This window comes from Williamsia sp. MIQD14, assembly GCF_051025635.1.
Classification (GTDB): Bacteria; Actinomycetota; Actinomycetes; order Mycobacteriales; family Mycobacteriaceae; genus Williamsia_A.
The window spans coordinates 494671-511383 of record NZ_JBPFDG010000004.1; the positions used below are offsets into that span (position 1 = coordinate 494671).

11 protein-coding genes are annotated in these 16713 nt (G+C 69.0%); 2 read left to right on the forward strand and 9 right to left on the reverse strand.

Going from position 1 to position 16713, the window contains the following annotated elements; translation table 11 throughout:
• Positions 1-32: 32 nt before the first annotated feature.
• The 5 genes from ACQ7HM_RS16920 to ACQ7HM_RS16940 form a co-directional block, all read right to left on the reverse strand.
• Positions 33-1142, reverse strand: a complete 1110-nt coding sequence (locus ACQ7HM_RS16920; RefSeq protein ID WP_434217384.1) for an ABC transporter ATP-binding protein — start codon at positions 1140-1142, stop codon at positions 33-35.
• Between the two features lie 57 nt (positions 1143-1199).
• Entirely contained in the window at positions 1200-2078 is an 879-nt protein-coding gene (locus tag ACQ7HM_RS16925; protein ID WP_434217385.1) for a carbohydrate ABC transporter permease, read from the reverse strand.
• Positions 2078-3031 (reverse strand): carbohydrate ABC transporter permease, encoded by a 954-nt coding sequence (locus ACQ7HM_RS16930; RefSeq protein ID WP_434217386.1) that lies wholly within the window; start codon positions 3029-3031, stop codon positions 2078-2080. The genes ACQ7HM_RS16925 and ACQ7HM_RS16930 overlap by 1 nt, the downstream gene beginning before the upstream one ends.
• Positions 3032-3033: 2 nt before the next feature.
• Positions 3034-4350 carry an ABC transporter substrate-binding protein gene (locus tag ACQ7HM_RS16935; protein ID WP_434217509.1) on the reverse strand — a complete coding sequence of 439 codons (1317 nt, stop codon included), beginning with the start codon at positions 4348-4350 and terminating at the stop codon, positions 3034-3036.
• A 68-nt stretch (positions 4351-4418) separates the two neighbouring features.
• Complete coding sequence (locus ACQ7HM_RS16940) at positions 4419-5438, reverse strand: sugar-binding transcriptional regulator (protein WP_434217387.1); 1020 nt, start codon at positions 5436-5438, stop codon at positions 4419-4421.
• A 124-nt stretch (positions 5439-5562) separates the two neighbouring features.
• Between ACQ7HM_RS16940 and ACQ7HM_RS16945 the strand changes: the two genes are divergently transcribed.
• Together ACQ7HM_RS16945 and ACQ7HM_RS16950 are read left to right on the forward strand one after the other, a co-directional pair.
• The gene (locus ACQ7HM_RS16945) at positions 5563-6627 is read left to right on the forward strand and encodes an NAD(P)-dependent alcohol dehydrogenase (RefSeq protein WP_434217388.1); all 1065 of its coding nucleotides are present in this window, start codon (positions 5563-5565) and stop codon (positions 6625-6627) included.
• Entirely contained in the window at positions 6624-8135 is a 1512-nt protein-coding gene (locus tag ACQ7HM_RS16950) for a mannitol dehydrogenase family protein (protein WP_434217389.1), read from the forward strand. The genes ACQ7HM_RS16945 and ACQ7HM_RS16950 overlap by 4 nt, the downstream gene beginning before the upstream one ends.
• Before the next feature lie 37 nt (positions 8136-8172).
• Here the strand turns inward: ACQ7HM_RS16950 and ACQ7HM_RS16955 are convergent, their stop codons facing one another.
• The 4 genes from ACQ7HM_RS16955 to ACQ7HM_RS16970 form a co-directional block, all read right to left on the reverse strand.
• Complete coding sequence (locus tag ACQ7HM_RS16955) at positions 8173-9567, reverse strand: xylulokinase (RefSeq protein WP_434217390.1); 1395 nt, start codon at positions 9565-9567, stop codon at positions 8173-8175.
• Positions 9568-9578: 11 nt separating this feature from the next.
• A complete protein-coding gene (gene treY / locus ACQ7HM_RS16960; protein WP_434217391.1) occupies positions 9579-11915 on the reverse strand; it encodes a malto-oligosyltrehalose synthase in 2337 nt (778 codons plus the stop codon).
• A 36-nt stretch (positions 11916-11951) separates the two neighbouring features.
• Positions 11952-14333 carry a glycogen debranching protein GlgX gene (gene glgX, locus ACQ7HM_RS16965; RefSeq protein WP_434217392.1) on the reverse strand — a complete coding sequence of 794 codons (2382 nt, stop codon included), beginning with the start codon at positions 14331-14333 and terminating at the stop codon, positions 11952-11954.
• 121 nt (positions 14334-14454) lie between these two features.
• On the reverse strand, positions 14455-16701 hold the full coding sequence (locus tag ACQ7HM_RS16970) for an acyltransferase family protein (RefSeq protein ID WP_434217393.1): 2247 nt from the start codon (positions 16699-16701) through the stop codon (positions 14455-14457).
• Positions 16702-16713: the final 12 nt, after the last annotated feature.

The following is a 16713-nucleotide window of genomic DNA, read 5'->3' on the forward strand; positions in this document are numbered from 1 at the left end:
ACCGTAGCCGCCCCGGAGGTCGGGGGTGCGGTTCAGTCGCCCAGGCGCTCGCCGGTCGTCGGGTGGAACAGGTGCACGGTCGGTTCGGTCTGCCGCAGTCGGATCTGCTCACCGATCTTGGCCGGGCCCCGCACCGACGTCCGCGAGACGAGGGTGACCTCTCCACCGTCGATCGTGCGGACGGCGGGATCGTCGACGGTCGCGTAGACGTAGGTCTCGCTGCCCAGCTCCTCCAGCAGGCTCACCGTGGCGGGGACGCCGTCGCCGGAGTCGCCGAGGGTGAACGCCTCCGGGCGCACGCCGACGATGGCCGAGTCGAGTCCGAGACGACCGATCTCGGCCAGCGCGGTGCGGGGGACGGCGACGGTGGCGCCGCCGATCGAGACACCGTCGTCGGTGAGCGGCGCGGTGAACAGGTTCATCGCGGGCGAGCCGATGAATCCGGCCACGAAGGCGTTGACGGGACGGTCGTACAGCTCGGTCGGCGAGCTGAACTGTTGCAGCTTCCCGTCGCGGAGCACCGCGACGCGGTCACCCATCGTCATCGCCTCCACCTGATCGTGGGTGACGTACACCGTGGTGGTGCCCAGACGACGCTGCAGCGCGGCGATCTGGGTGCGGGTCTGCACGCGCAGCTTGGCGTCGAGGTTGCTCAACGGCTCGTCCATGCAGAACACCTGCGGATCACGGACGATGGCGCGCCCCATGGCGACGCGCTGGCGCTGGCCGCCGGAGAGCTTGCCCGGCTTGCGGTCGAGGAAGTCGGTGAGGTCGAGCAGCTTCGCGGCCTCGGCGACCTTCTGCTTGCGCTCCTCGACGCCGATCCCGCGCATCTTGAGGGCGAAACCCATGTTCTCGCCGACGGTCTTGTTCGGGTACAGCGCGTAGTTCTGGAACACCATCGCGATGTCGCGATCCTTCGGTGCGACGCCGACCATGTTGGCGCCGCCGATGGTGATCGCGCCGCTGTCGATCTCTTCGAGGCCGGCGAGCATGCGTAGCGCGGTGGACTTGCCCGAGCCGGACGGCCCGACGAGGACCACGAACTCGCCGTCGGCGATGTCGAGGTCGAGGGAGTCGACGGCGAGCTTGTCGGCGCCGGGGTAGACGCAGCACGCCTTGTCGTAGGTGATGGAAGCCATGGTGATCTCCTGGGTTGGGAGGAAGGTGTGAGGGGAGGGATCAGGTGGTGGTGACGGTCACTTGATGGCACCGAAGGACAGGCCGCGGACGAGTTTGTTCTGGGCGATCCAGCCGCAGATGACCACGGGCAGTGCCGCGAGCACCGATGCGGCCGACAACTGCGCCCAGAAGAGTCCCTGGCCCGACATGAACCCGGTCAGGAACACCGGCATGGTCTGGGCGTTCACCGCGGTCATGTTGACGGCGAAGAAGAACTCGTTCCACGAGAAGATGACGCAGATCAGGGCGGTGGCGGCGATCCCGGGGGAGATCAGCGGCAGGATGACCTCACGGACCGAGGTCCACAGGCTCGCACCGTCGATGCTCGCCGCCTCCAGGAGTTCCTTCGGGACCTCCATGAAGAACGACCGCATCATCCACACCGCGATGGGCAGGTTCATCGCTGTGTAGAGGACGACGAGGGTCCACACGTTGTCGAGCATCCCGATCTTCCCGACGATGACGTAGAGCGGGATGATCGCCGCGACGATCGGCAGCATCTTCGTCGAGAGGAAGAAGAACAGTGCGTCGGAGGTCTTGCGCACCGGGCGCAGCGACAACGCGAAGGCCGCCGGCACGCCGAGGAGCAGGACCAGGATCGTCGAGGCGACGGTCGCGAACACCGAGTTCAGCAGAGGGGTACCGATACCGGCGTCGAAGACGTTGCGGAACTGCTCGAGGGTCGGGGTGAAGAAGAACGTCGGCGGGTTGGTGTTCGCATCGGCCTCCTTCTTGAACGCGGTGAGCACCATCCAGAGCACCGGGAAGAAGAACCCGATGGCGAGGATCCAGGTGAAGGCGGTCAGCAGACCGGCCTGGGGTCGCCGCCGACGGCGGATCACCGGGGTCGACGTCGTGTCGGCGGTGGCGGGACGGGTGGGGGTGCTGGTGGCCATCAGACCGACTCCTCGGTTGCGCTGAAGGACTTGAAGATCAGACGGAGCGCCAACGTCGCGACGACCATCGTGCCGATGACGGTCACGACGCCCATGGCGGCGGCCTGGCCGATGTCGAAGCCGAGGAACGCGCGCTGATAGATGTAGAACGGCAGGTTCGAGCTCGCGACCCCGGGACCGCCGGAGGTCATCATGTACACCGCGTCGAAGGTGTTCACCAGGTAGATCGCGCCGAGCACGGTCCCGAGTTCGATGAACCGACGCAGGTGGGGCAGCGTGAGTTCACGGAACAGTCGGAAGCTGGTGGCGCCGTCGACCTTCGCGGCCTCGGAGATGTCCTTGGGCATCGACTGCAGACCGGCGAGGATCAGCAGCATCATGAACGGCGTCCACTGCCAGACGAGTTCGCCCATCACACTCGCGAGGGGATACTCGCTGAGCCAGTCGGTCTTCACACCGAACGGACTGAGCGCGTAGTTCAGCAGACCGCTGGTGGGGGAGAGCAGGCTGGTCTTGAACAGCAGTGCCGACGCCACCGGGGTCACCAGGAACGGGGTGATCAACAGGGTGCGGACGATGCTGCGGCCGACGAACTTGCGGTCGAGCAGCAGCGCGAAGATCAGCCCGAACACGACCGAGATGATCACCGTCCCGACGATCAGCAGCACGGTGTTCAGGGTGACCGTCCAGAACTGGGTGTCGCGGAACACCTGGACGTAGTTGTTGAGCCAGTTGAACTCCCGGGAACCCGGGCGGACCAGGTTCCAGGACTGTGTGGAGTAGTACAGCGTCACCACGAAGGGGATCTGGGTGACGATCACCATGAAGATGAGCGCCGGTAGCAGCGGGCCCCGTCGTCGCCACCCCTCGGCGCGGCTGATGTGATCTCGACCGGAGGTCAACGGCGCGGAGTCGCGCGGTGCCTGTGCCGGTTCGACGAGTGCGGTGGCCACGGTCACCTCTCCTTCTGGTAAGTCTTGCCGACGGTCTCGGCGTAGGTCTGCGACTGCTTCAGTGCGTCTTCGACGCTGATCTGCCCCGCGATGGCGGCCGAGATCTGTTGGCTCACCCGCGTTCCGAGGTCCTGGAACTCCGGGATCGCGAGGAACTGCACCCCGGTGTAGGGAACGGGTTGCAACGACGGCTTGAGCTGGTCGGCCGCCTTCATCGCCGACAGCGTCGGCTCGGCGTAGGCCGTCGACACCGCCTTGTAGGCGGGTAGCTCATAGGTCGAGAGCCGGCTGCCGGGCGGGACGTGACTGGCACCGAGCTTCTCGGCGACGTAGGCGATGTAGCGCTTGTTGGTCATCCAGTTGATGAATTTCCAGGCGTCGTCCTTTTTCTTGCTCGACGACGGGATGCCCAGCGACCAGGTGTAGAGCCACCCGTTGTCACCCTTGGCCATGCTCGGCGCCTGCGCGTACCCGACGTCACCGGCGATGGTCGAGGTATCCGGGCTCTCCAGCACCGACACCGCCGACGTCGCGTCGTACCACATGGCGGTCTGCCCCTGCGACAACAGGTTTCCGCATTCCTGGAAGCCAGACGACGCCGCGCCGGGCTCGCCGTACCTGCGCACGGTGTCGACATAGAACTTCACCGCCGCGGTGACCTGCGGGCTGGTCAGCTGCGCGTTCCAGTTCTCGTCGTACCACCGTCCGCCGAAGGCGTTGATCACGGTGTCGAGCGGGGCGAGGACCTCGCCCCAGCCGGGCTTGCCGCGCAGGCAGATCCCGGAGACGTTGCCGCGGTTGAGTTTCGCGGCGACCTCGGCGACCTGCGGCCAGGTCGGTTTCGCGGGCAGGCTGACGCCGGCCTGGGCGAACATCTTCTTGTTGTACATGAGGAACGACGACTCGCCGTAGAACGGTGCGGAGTACATCCCGCCCTGGTAGGACAGGGCGTCCTTCAGGGTGGGGATGAAGTCGTTCGCGTCGTAGTCGGGTACGGAGTTCATGTACGGCGTGAGGTTGACCAACCACCCGTTCTCCGCCCACTGCTTGGTCTCGTAGTTGCTGATCATCACCACGTCGAACTCGCCGCCGCCGGTGGACACCGAGGCGGTGATCTTCGCGCGGGCCTGGTTCTCCGACAGGGTGACGAACTTGAGCTTGACCCCGGGGTTCTCCTTCTCGAACTGGCCCGACAGCGAGATGGCGTCGGTCATCTGCGAATTGGAAACCAGGGCGATGGTGACCGACTCGCCGCCGCCGTCGGTGAACGAGCCGGCGCCCGCACATCCGGTGGCCGCGAGGCCGATCGTCACCGCCATGGCGACGCCCGCCGTCAGACGGCGCGGACGCCATCGGCGGCCCGCTCCTTCGGTCGTGAGTCGATCAGTCACCGTTGACCTTTCTGTTCTGTGAGCAGCCACCGGGCGGTGTCGAGATCGGTGACCAGGATGGTCGCGAACCCGCCGCGCAGTGCTCCGAGGATCGATTCCTGGCGATGGGCTCCGCCGGAGACGAGGATGGTGGTCGGACAGTCGTGCACGCAGGGCAGTGGCACCGACACCGTGCGTCCCACCAGCGAGGAGGCGACCGGGACACCGTCGACGTCGTAGAAGCGGCCCCCGATCTCGCCGACAGCCCCGAGTTCGGTCAACTCGTCGAGCACGGTCGCGTCGATGAACGCTCCCTCGAAGAGGGTGGTCGACGTCGAGACCGAACCGACGCCGAACAGCATCACCTCGGCGTTCTCGGCCGCGCGCAGCGGCTGCGACAGGATGGAGTCGCGCTGCATGGCGGAGACGGTGTCGACATCGGCGTAGAGCGGGGCGATGAGCCGCATCGGTTGTGCGCGCAGCTGTTCGGCGAATCGCGACAGCGCGTGGTCGACGCCGGTGTGGTACTCGACCGACGTCATCGAGCCGTCCATCTGCACCACCCGCCGACACGATGCGGTGCGATTCGCGAGGCCGTCGGCGACGGCCACCTGCTCGGGTCCCCAGGTGAAACCCAAAGTGTCGGTGGGGTTGATGCGGCGGGCCAACACCGACGACCCGGCCCGGCCGAGGGCGGCGTCACCCGACGCCGTGCCGTCGGCGGGTTCGTCCATTATGAACACCTCGTCGAGACCGAACGCCTTCTCGACCGCGCGTTCGGTCTCGGGGTGGATCGATGCCGCCACACCGGCGGGCGCCGCGACGGTCACCGTGACCAGCCCCTGCGCGCGGGCCCGGGCCACGAGGCGTCCGGCCGTCGGTCGGGAGACGCCCAGGCGTGCGGCGATCTCGGCCTGGGTGGCGCCCTCGAGGTGGTACATCGTCGCTGCGCGCAGCAGCAGACGCACGTCGTGGCCCGGCTCGTTCCCGACGTTCCCCGACGGGGGCGATCGGCGCGGTGCCTGCGGTGCGGTCATCGTCGACCTCCTCCACATCGAGGGTGAGCAGATGCTCACTGGCGGTTCATATGTTCAGTACGCTAGCATCTCGAATGTGACGCAGACAACACTTTCGCCGCGGAAACCGGAAGTTCCCGACACGATGACCGTCTCGGTGCTGGTCGAGACCGGTCGCGTCGAGACCGAGACACGGCCGGTGCCGACGCCGGTTCCCGGCGACGTGCTCGTCGAGATCGCCGCGGTCGGGGTCTGCGGATCCGACGCGCACTACTACCGCCACGGCCGCATCGGCGATCACGTCGTGACCGGACCGATCGTGCTCGGCCACGAGGCGTCGGGGCGCATCGTCGCGGTGGGCGACGGGGTGTCGCCGTCACGGATCGGCGAGCGGGTGTCGATCGAACCCCAACGGCCCGACCCGGATTCGGTGGAGTCCCGGCGAGGCGACTACCACCTCTGCCCGCACATGGAGTTCTACGCGACCCCTCCGATCGACGGTGCCCTCGCCCAGTACGCGACCATCGGCGCAGCCTTCGCCCACCCGGTCCCGGACTCGGTCGGCGACGTCGCGGCGGCGCTGTTCGAACCGCTCTCGGTCGGGATCGCGTCGATCCGCAAGTCCGGCGTCACCGTCGGTGGGTCGGTGCTGATCGCCGGCGCGGGACCGATCGGGCTGGTCTGTGCGGAGGTCGCGCGCGCCCACGGGGCGACACGGATCGTGGTGTCCGACATCGACGCCGCCCGGCTCGAGACAGCCGCGCGATTCGGTGCGACAGCCGTCGTCGGTCCGGACGAGGTCGCAGGACTCGATCCGTTCGACGCGTTCGTCGACGCCTCCGGGGCGCCCTCGGCCATCACCGCCGGCATCGGTGTCGTACGCCCGGCCGGACGGGTCGTCCTCGTGGGCATGGGGGCCTCCGCCCTCACCATCCCGGTGTCGACGGTCCAGAACCGCGAACTGGTCCTGACCGGCGTCTTCCGCTACGCCAACACGTGGCCCACCGCCACCGCCCTGGTGACCGCGGGGCTCGTCGACCTCGACGCGATGGTCACCGGACAGTTCGCCCTCGACGAGGTCGCCGACGCCCTCGACGCCGACCGCGTCGAGGGCAGCATCAAGGCCGTGGTCTTCCCCCAGCGTCTCTCGGGGCAGCAGGGGACCGGACACCAGGATCACGGGCACACCGAAGAGGAGAAGGCGTCATGACGCAGACGGTCGACAGTGCATCGGTGGGACCTATCACCCCCCTCGACGACGAGCACCTCGCTCGGATCGGGTCGGTCTCGGTGCCTCGCTATCCGCGGCACGAGAACCCCTGCGGCATCGTCCACTTCGGGGTCGGCGGGTTCCACCGCGCGCACCAGGCGATGTATGTGGACCGGCTGCTCGCCGCGACACCCACGCCGCCGTGGTCGATCTGCGGCGTCGGTGTGCTCCCCGGTGACGCGCGGATGCGAGACGCGCTCGGACCGCAGGACGGCCTCTACACGCTGACACTGAAACACCCCGACGGCGTCGTCGAGACCTCCGTCATCGGGTCGATCGTGGACTATCTCTTCGCCCCCGACGACCCGGAGAAGGTGATCGAGACGATGGCGGCGCCGACCACACGCATCGTCTCGCTGACCGTCACCGAGGGCGGGTACAACATCTCGAGTTCGACGGGCGAGTTCGACCTGTCGGCGCCCGACGTGGCCGCCGATCTCGTCCCGAACGCGATCCCGCGCACGACGTTCGGTCTGATCACCGAGGCACTGCGGCGACGTCGCGCCCGGGGCGTCGCCTCGTTCACGGTGATGTCGTGCGACAACATCCCCGGCAACGGCCACATGGCGCGCCGGGTGTTCACAGCCTTCGCCGGCGCCGCCGATCCCGAGCTCGCCGAGTGGATGGAACTGCACACCGCGTTCCCCAACTCGATGGTCGATCGCATCACCCCCGCCACCCCGGCGGGTCTGGCCGACGAGGTGTCCGCGCGCACCGGTGTCACCGACCGGTGGCCGGTGGTGGCGGAACCGTTCACCCAGTGGGTTCTCGAGGACGAGTTCTCCGACGGGCGGCCGGCATTCGAGGCGGTGGGTGTGCAGATGGTGGCCGACGTCGCGCCCTACGAGCTGATGAAGCTGCGGTTGCTCAACGCGGGCCACCAGACGCTCTGCTACTTCGGGCACCTCATGGGATACCGGCTCGTCGACGAGGCGGCGCGGGATCCGTTGCTGGAGAAACTCTTGCGGGCCTACATGCAGACCGAGGGGCGACCCACGCTCGCCGCCGTGCCCGGTGTCGATCTCGACGACTACATCGACACCCTCATCGAACGCTTCGCCAACCCCGCCATCGGGGACACCATCGCCCGTCTGTGTGCCGAGTCCTCCGACCGCATCCCGCAGTGGCTGGTGCCGGTGATCGCCGAACGTCTCGACGACGGCGGCTCGGTCGCGTGCTCGGCCGCGGTGGTGGCGGCCTGGACCCGGTATGCCGAGGGGGTCGACGAACAGGGCGCGCCGATCGAGATCGTCGACCAGCGACGGGATCTCCTGATGCCCCTGGCGCAGGCCAGTCGCGACGACCCCCGCGCGTTCGTCGGCGTCACCGACCTCTTCGGCGATCTCGCCGACCGCGACGACTTCATGGAGCCGTACACGTGGGCGCTGCGCAGTCTGCGCGACAACGGCGCCCGCGCCACCCTGGAGACCCTCCTCCACGACCGCTGACCACGCCGTCGACGCGGCGACGTGCACGGTCGGCGGGTCAGCGGTAGGTCTGTGCCTGTGCGGCGCGGTACTGCTCGAGGATCGACGGGTCGTGATCGCCCTCGAACCGCTCGGTCGCCGACAGCGCCCACCGCGGCGGGGTGTCGTCCCCGGTGAGCGCCCACGCGGCCTGGCGTGCGGCACCGTCGGCGACGTATTCACCCGGTTCGGGCACCAGCACGGGCAGGCCGAAGACCGCCGGGGCGATCTCGCGGACCGCGCGGGAGCGGACACCGCCGCCGACGAGGATGATGCGCCGGGCCGACACGCCCTGGGCGACGATGAAACCGAGTCCGTCGGCGAGCGAGCAGAGCAGACCCTCGACGGCGGCACGCGCGATGGTCGCCGGGGTGGTGTTGGCCATCGTGAGGCCGGACAGGGTCGCGCGCGCGTCGGGGAGATTCGGGGAGCGTTCGCCCTCGAGATACGGGATGAGCGTCGCCCCCTCCGATCCCGGACGTGCCGACAGGGCGAGGTCGGAGAAGGTGTCGAGATCGACGCCGAGCATCCGGGCGATCGATGCGAGTACCGGGGCCCCGTTGAGGGTGCACACCAGCGGGAGTTGACGCCCGGTGGCGTCGGCGAACCCGGCGACGTAGCCCGCCGCGTCGTGGGAGCCGACGTCGGTCACCGCCGACACGACTCCCGAGGTGCCCAGTGAGACGATCACGTCGCCGGGCTGGGCGTCCAACGCCAGTGCCGCCGAGGCGTTGTCGCCGGCGCCGGCACCGAGGCGGGCCCCATTGGTCGTGTCACCGGGGGAGTCGTGCGGACCGAGGACCGTGGGCAGTGTCGGTGTCCGATCCCGCAGCGCCCTCGACAGCAGGTCATGGTCGTACTCGCCGGTCTCCGCCGAGAAATAGCCGGTGCCGCTGGCGTCGCTGCGATCGGTGGTGAGGTCGGCGATGTCGGTGCTCCCGCGCAGGCGCCAGGTCAGCCAGTCGTGGGGCAGGCACACCGCCGCGGTCGCGTCGGCGTGGTGCGGCTCGGCGTCGGCCAGCCATCGCAGTTTGGTCGCGGTGATCGACGCGACCGGCACCACCCCGATGCGCTCGGCCCAGGCCGCCGCGCCACCGAGTTCGTCGATGAGGTCGTTCGCGGCCTGTGCCGAGCGGGTGTCGTTCCACAGCAGCGCATCCCGAACCGGTTCGCCGTCGCGGTCGAGGCAGATCATGCCGTGCTGCTGCGCCCCGACGGCGACCGCGTCGACATCGTCGATGCCGCCGGCGTCCGCGATCGCCGCGTCCATCGCCTGCGCCCACTCGCGCGGGTCGATCTCGGTGCCTGCAGGGTGGTCGGCACGCCCGGACCGGACAAGGGTTCCGTCGTCGGCGTCGCGGACGACGACCTTGCACGACTGGGTCGAGGAGTCGATTCCGGCGACGAGACCCACGGCAGTTCCTCTCAGGCGACGCGTTCGAGAACGGCGACGGGTCCGGCGGACCACAGCGTCGCCACGTCGACGGTACCGACCGCGGCCGCACCGGTGATGGGGGAACGCCATCTGCCCTCGGGGAGTTCGACGGTCGTGCCGGTCGGATCGCCGAGGCGTTCGACCGCGGCGCGTGCGGCCACCACGACGACGTCGAGTTCCTCGGCGTGCCCGCGGGCGAACGCGATCACCTCGTCGGAGGCGGCGCCATGGGCGGCCAGCGGCACGTAACGCCCACCCGGCCCGAAGGATTCGCGGTGGCCGCGCCGCACGGCCAATGCGACGGTGACCATCGCGGTCTTGGGGTGGTCGAGGGACTGCGAATAATCGACGGGTCGACGGTTGTCGGGATCGACGAGGCTGTCCTCGAACCACTCGGTGCCCTGATACACGTCACCGAAGCCGGGCATGAACAGCCCGAGCGCCTTGTGGACCACGCAGGCGTCGACGATCTCGGTCCGCAGATCGGCCACCAGCGTCGCGACGTCGGCGCCCACGGGTCCGTCGAGCACCGCGTCGACCCAGGCGTGGACCCGCTCCTCGACCTCGGTGTCGACCCCGGTCCAGGTGGTGATCATCCCGGCCTCGCGGATCGCCTTGGTCGTGTAGTCGTGCAGACGCTCGCGCAGTCCGGCCGACACCGGTGCGCCGTCGAGCGGCCACACACCAATGATGTTCTGCAGCAGGAACAGTCCGGTGGTCGCGTCCGGCGGTGGGGTGGTCGACACCATCCGATCGGCCAGCGCCCGCCACCGGTCGGGATGGCGGGTGAGCAGACCGATACGGGTGCGGACGTCCTCGCCGCGCTTGGTGTCGTGGGTCGACAGCGTGGTCATCGCCGAGGGCCAGTCACGGGCGCGGGCGACGCAGAAGGCGTGGAAGTCGGCGACGGAGGTCCCGAACAGTCCGGGGTCGCCGCCCACCTCCTGCAGGCTCACCAGCCGCGCGGTGCGGTAGAACAGGCAGTCCTCGACACTCTTCGCTGTGGTCGCACCGCAGACCTGGGCCAGGCGCGCCGAGGCCTCGCCGTCGACGGCCACCGCGGACTCGATCGCGTCGAGTGCCGCCGACAGGTCGGGGCGACGCCGTTCCACCTCGGCGAAGGTGTCGATGAGGCGTTGGCGCAGGGTCGGGTAGTCGGCGCGGTACACGCCGAGCGACGCGACCACCTCGCCGATCGCGGCATCGAGGTCCGCGGCGTCCACGGGCGGCGCCCCGCTGTCGATGGTCGCGACGATCGCGCGGCGCAGGCGGGCGCGTTCAGCCCCGAACATCTCCCGCAGGGTGTCGAGCTTGACGGCGTGTTCGTGCTCGTCGATCCAGGCGCGATCGCCGGAGTTGCCGGTGATCGCCTGGTGGACAGCGGTGAACGACTCGGCCGCCGAGCGGTCGATCAGCACACCGTCGAGCACGCGCAGCGCCTCGTAGCCGGTGGTCCCGTCGACCGGCAGCGACGGATCGAGGTCCTCGTCGGTGGAGAGGATCTTCTCGATCAGCAGCAGGCGGTCCTCGCCGATGTCGGCCCGGAGGCGCGCGAGGTAGCCGACCGGGTCGGTCAGGCCGTCGGGATGGTCGACGCGCAGGCCGTCGGTGAGGTCGTCGGCGATCAACGTGCGCACCAGGGTGTGTGTCGCGTCGTAGACCGCGGGTTCCTCCTGCCGCATCCCGGCGAGACCGTTGACGGCGAAGAACCGCCGGTAGCCGATGAGGCCGACGTCCCAGGGCACCAGACGGTAGTGCTGGGCGTCGTGGGCGGCGCGCGCGTCGGAGGTGTCGGTGCCCGGCGTCAGCGGGAAGCGGTGCTCGTAGAACGCCAGTTCCGCTGTGCCCGAGCTGGTGTCGATGGTGAGGGCGTCGAGGTCGGCGGCGTCACCGAGCACCGGCAGCGCGATACGCCCGTCTGCGCCGTTGTCGCTCGCGACGTCGATGTCGAAGTAGGGGGCGTAGGCCGAGTCGCGACCGTGGGTGAGCACGTCCCACCACCACGGGTTCTGTCGCGGGTCCTCCACACCGGTGTGGTTGGGCACGATGTCGACGATGATCCCCAGCCCCGCCGCCCGGGCGGCGCCACGCAGTGCACGCAGGCCGTCGATCCCACCGAGGACCGGTGACACCTCCGGCGGTGGCACCCAGTCGTATCCGTGCGTCGACCCGGCCATCGCGGTGCCGATCGGCGACAGGTAGAGGTGACTGACGCCCAGGGCGGCGATGTGGGGCAGCAGGTCGACGACGTCGGCGAAGGTGAGGTCGGCGTTCAGCTGCAGGCGGTAGGTCGCGACGAAGGCCGGTCGCGATGCGGGAGAGGTCATCTCGGCACCGTCCGCGGTCTGTGTTCCCGACACCGCTCAGCCGGCCTTGCGGAGCACGAGCAATGAGCGGTCGCGCACGGTCACCGTGTGCCCGCTCGAGGCGGCCACGGTGGTGGCACCGGTCGCCGACGCCGAGTCGAGGACGCCGACCCATTCCGACCCGTAGTAGCTCGACGGCAACACGAAGTCGAGCGGTTCGTGGTGGGCGTTGAAGCACAACAGGAAGGTGTCGTCGACGACGGGACGACCGCGAACGTCCTTCTCGCCGATACCTTCTCCGTTGAGGTACACCGCGAGGCTCTTGCCGAAGCCCGAGTCCCAGTCCTCCTCGTTCATCTCCGCGCCGGCCGGGGTGAGCCAGGCGATGTCGCGGGCCTGATCGCCCGAGCGGATGGGACGTCCGGCGAAGAAGCGTCGACGTCGGAACACGGGGTGTTCGGCGCGCAAAGCGATGGCGGCGCGGGTGAAGGCGACGAGATCGGAGTTCTTCTCCGCCAGCGACCAGTCCATCCACGACAGCTCGGAGTCCTGGCAGTAGACGTTGTTGTTGCCCTGCTGGGTGCGGCCCATCTCGTCGCCGTGGGCGATCATCGGCGTGCCCTGGCTGAGCACCAGCGTCGCCAGGATGTTGCGCTGTTGGCGTCCGCGCAACTCCTCGATCTGCGGGTCGTCGGTGGGACCCTCGACGCCGCAGTTCCACGACCGGTTGTGGCTCTCCCCGTCGCGGTTGTCCTCGCCGTTCGCCTCGTTGTGTTTCTCGTTGTAGGACACCAGGTCCCGCAGCGTGAAACCGTCGTGGGCGATGACGAAGTTGATGCTGGCGCCGGGCCGGCGCCCGGTGTCCTCGTACAGATCCGACGACCCGGTGAGCCGGGAGGCGAACTCGCCGAGTGTCGCGGGCTCGCCGCGCCAGTAGTCGCGCACGGTGTCGCGGTACTTGCCGTTCCACTCGGTCCACAGGCCCGGGAAGTTGCCGACCTGGTACCCGCCCTCGCCCACGTCCCACGGTTCGGCGATCAGTTTGACCTGACTGACCACCGGGTCCTGCTGGACGAGATCGAAGAAGGCCGAGAGCTTGTCGACGTCGTGCAGCTCGCGGGCCAGCGTCGAGGCGAGATCGAAACGGAAACCGTCGACGTGCATCTCGAGCACCCAGTAGCGCAGCGAGTCCATGATGAGCTGCAGCGTGTGCGGGTGGCGCACGTTGAGGCTGTTGCCGGTCCCGGTGTAGTCCATGTACATCTCGGGCTGGCCGTCGACGAGGCGGTAGTAGGCGGCGTTGTCGATGCCGCGCATACAGATCGTCGGGCCCATGTGATTGCCCTCCGCGGTGTGGTTGTAGACCACGTCGAGGATGACCTCGATGCCCGCCTCGTGGAACGAGCGCACCATGGCCTTGAACTCGGTGACCTCGCCGCCGGCGCGCGTGTTCGACGCGTACCCGCCGTGCGGGGCGAGGAAGCCGAAACTGTTGTAGCCCCAGTAGTTCCGGAGCCCCTGGTCGAGCAGCGTCTGGTCCTGCAGGAACTGGTGCACCGGCATCAGCTCGATCGCGGTGACACCGAGATCGGTGAGGTGGTCGATGATCGCCGGATGCGCGAGGCCCGCGTAGGTGCCGCGGAGTTGCTCGGGCACCTCGGGATGGGTCGCGGTCATGCCCTTGACGTGCGCCTCGTAGATGACGGTCTCGTGATACGGCCGATTCGGCGCGCGGTCGTGCTGCCAGTCGAAGAAGGGGTTGATGACCACCGAGGTCATGGTGTGGCCGAGGGAGTCCAGTCCCGGGAGGCCGGGGACCTCGGGGTCGGCGAAGTCGGCGTCGATGGCGTTGCCGTCGTGCACCGATTCCTCCTCGGGCTCGACCGGTTCGGGGACGGGCTCGGGTTCTGCCGGGGCGGCGGTGGCGGCCTGCTTCTGCTGCTGTTCCGGCGCGGTGACGACACCGTCGGCGACCTCCGTGGCCTCGTCGGCGCCGCTGTCACCGGCCGCGGTGTCCGCGGCCTCGTCGCCGGGGAGTTCGATCGCGTAGGAGTAGAGCGACCGGTCGCCGTCGAACTCACCGAAGAACGATTTGCCGTACGGGTCGACGAGGAGTTTCGACGGGTCGCACCGCAGGCCGTTCGCCGGGTCGTAGGGGCCGTGTACGCGGAAGCCGTAGCGCTGGCCCGGCGCGACGGACGGCAGGTAGCAGTGCCACACGTAGCCGTCGACCTCGTCGAGACGTACGCGGGTCTCGGCGCCCTCGGGGGAGATCAGGCACAGCTCCACCGCGGTCGCCACCTCGGAGAACACCGAGAAATTGGTCCCCGCGCCGTCGTAGGTCGCGCCGAGTGGATAGGCCGTCCCGGGCCAGACCATCAGCTGATCAGGGGCCGGGGCCGGGGCACCGGTGTCGGTGGTGCCGGGAGCTTCGGTCATTCCCACCCTCGCGAGTTCATGTACCGACACTAGCCGCCACCGGCGGTGCGCTCATCTCGGGACGGGGTGCATCACAGGCGGCGTTCCCGCGGGCGTGGGTCGCGATGTCGCCGAAACAGGCTCAGGCCCAGGGGAACACGGCCTGCAGCTGGCGCTGGAGCTCCGGAGCCAGGCTGCGGACGAAGGTGGCGCTGAGGTGGTGCCAGTCGTGATAGACGGTGACGTTGCCGATGATGGCGGGGCAGAAGGTGTCGTCGCACCAGCCGCGGCTCAGGTCGATCGGGTGCAGGTTGGGGAACTGCGCGACGACGGCGTCGGTCGGGTTGACCGCCCCGTAGGCGGTGGCACGGGAGGTCCCGCAACTCTTGGCGCTACCGCCGTTGGCCAGGCAGGTGGGGCTGTCGATGGCGCCCTTGCCGTTGTGCGGCCACACGCTGTCGCGCACGCCGAGAACCGGGATGCCGGCCCGGTTGAACTGATCGAAGATGCCCATGTAGTCCGGTGGCACCCACTCGCCGATGATGCCGTCGCGGGGGCGCGTCGAGTTGGTGAACACCGCGTCGGGACGGTCGGCGATGATGCGACGCATGGTGCCGCGCACCCATTCGGCGCACTGCGGGTAGGGGACGCCGTTCTCCTCCGGCGCCGGATCGGTCGAGAGCGGGCAGCCCATCTTGAGGTAGGTGGTGACCTTGAAGTGATACTGCTTGCCCAACAGGTCGAGCGCGGAGATCCAGTACTCGGCGTGCGATCCGCCGGCGAGGGCGATCGTGCGCGTCGCGGTGGGGTCGCCGTAGACCCCGACGCGCAGCGCGGGGTCGGTGAAGTTGCTGATGAACCCGTCGTACGACGTCTCGGGCAGGTCCTTGAGGACCTCGAGTGCCTTCGGCGCCGGGTCGACGTGGGGGACCGGAGCGCCCTCGAGGAATGCCCGTGCGCCGGGATAGATCGTCGGGTCGAGGTTGCGGGTGTCGACGGTGATGCCGTCGACGTGCTTCTGCCACGCGGTGATCCCCACCCCGGCGACGAGCACACCGACCACCAGTACCGAGGTCAGCACGCCCGCATAGGAGACAGCTCGACGTACGCGTCGGTGACGGGCCCGGCCGGCGAGCACCGGATCGCGCAGCGAGGCGGCGGTGCCCGCGCCGTCGGCGAGACGGTGATCGGGCACACCTGTCTTTCCCGAGGCGTTCGCCGACCGCGGTGCGCGCAGCGGGTCCTCGACCCACCGCTTCGTCGACCACGCCAGACCGATCGAGACGGCGATCAACACGACACCCTCGACGAACGACGCCGAGTTCTTCTGGCGCCAGGCCAGATAGAAGATCAGCAGCGGCCAGTGCCACAGGTACAGCGCGTACGAGATGGAGCCCAGCCACACCGGGAAACGCGAGGCCAGGCCTCGGTTGACGACGGGCATGGCGACCCGGTCGCCGCGCTGGGTGGCGGTGGCACCCGACCAGATGATGGCCAGCGTCGCCAGTACGGGCACGAGGGCGAGCGGTCCGGGGTAGGAATCGACACCCACGATCCACCACCCGCAGGTGACGATGAGGCCGAGCGCCGCGACGGCGACGGTGTTGCGGATCCACGCCGGGACGCGCACGCGGGGCATCCAGACCGCGAGGAGCCCGCCGGCGAGCGGTTCCCAGGTCCGCGCGATCGTGTCGTAATAGTTGAACGGTTGGTTGATCGGCATCCGCATGTGCGCCCAGTAGAAGGACACGGCCGCGACGGCGAGGATCGCCAGCGCGACGATCGCCCGGATGACCGCGGGCCTGCGCACCGCGGGCAGCACCGACGACGCGAGCTTGAGGAGTCCGGCGAACGCGAGTGCGGTGAGGATGGTGACGACGAAGAACTGGCCCTGCACCGACATCGACCACAGGTGCTGCAGCGGACTGTTCGCCGAGCTCGCCGCGGTGTAGTCCTGCGAATTGAACGCCAGGAACCAGTTCTGGTAGTACAGCGCGCTCGCGATCACCTCGCGGCCGGTGGCGACCCACCGGGTCTGCGGCAGAACGACCACCGTGAGGACGGTGACGACCAACAGCACGGTGACGAGTGCGGGCAGCAGGCGCCGGGCCAGGCGGGTGAGGCGGCGCACCGGGTTGACCGCCGTCGCCAGCGACACCGACGGGCTCTGGCTGACGATCACGTGTTTGAGGAGCGAACCGACGAAGAAGTATCCCGACAGCGTGAGGAACACGTCGACACCGCCGGAGACCCGGCCGAACCAGATGTGGAAGCAGGCCACCAGCGCGATCGCGATGCCGCGCAGCCCGTCGAGGTCGGTGCGGTACGCCGACGCCGGATCGGCGTCGCGCTGCGTCCGCTCCTCTGAGCGTGCCGGGGCGGTCACCACGTCGTCAGTCCC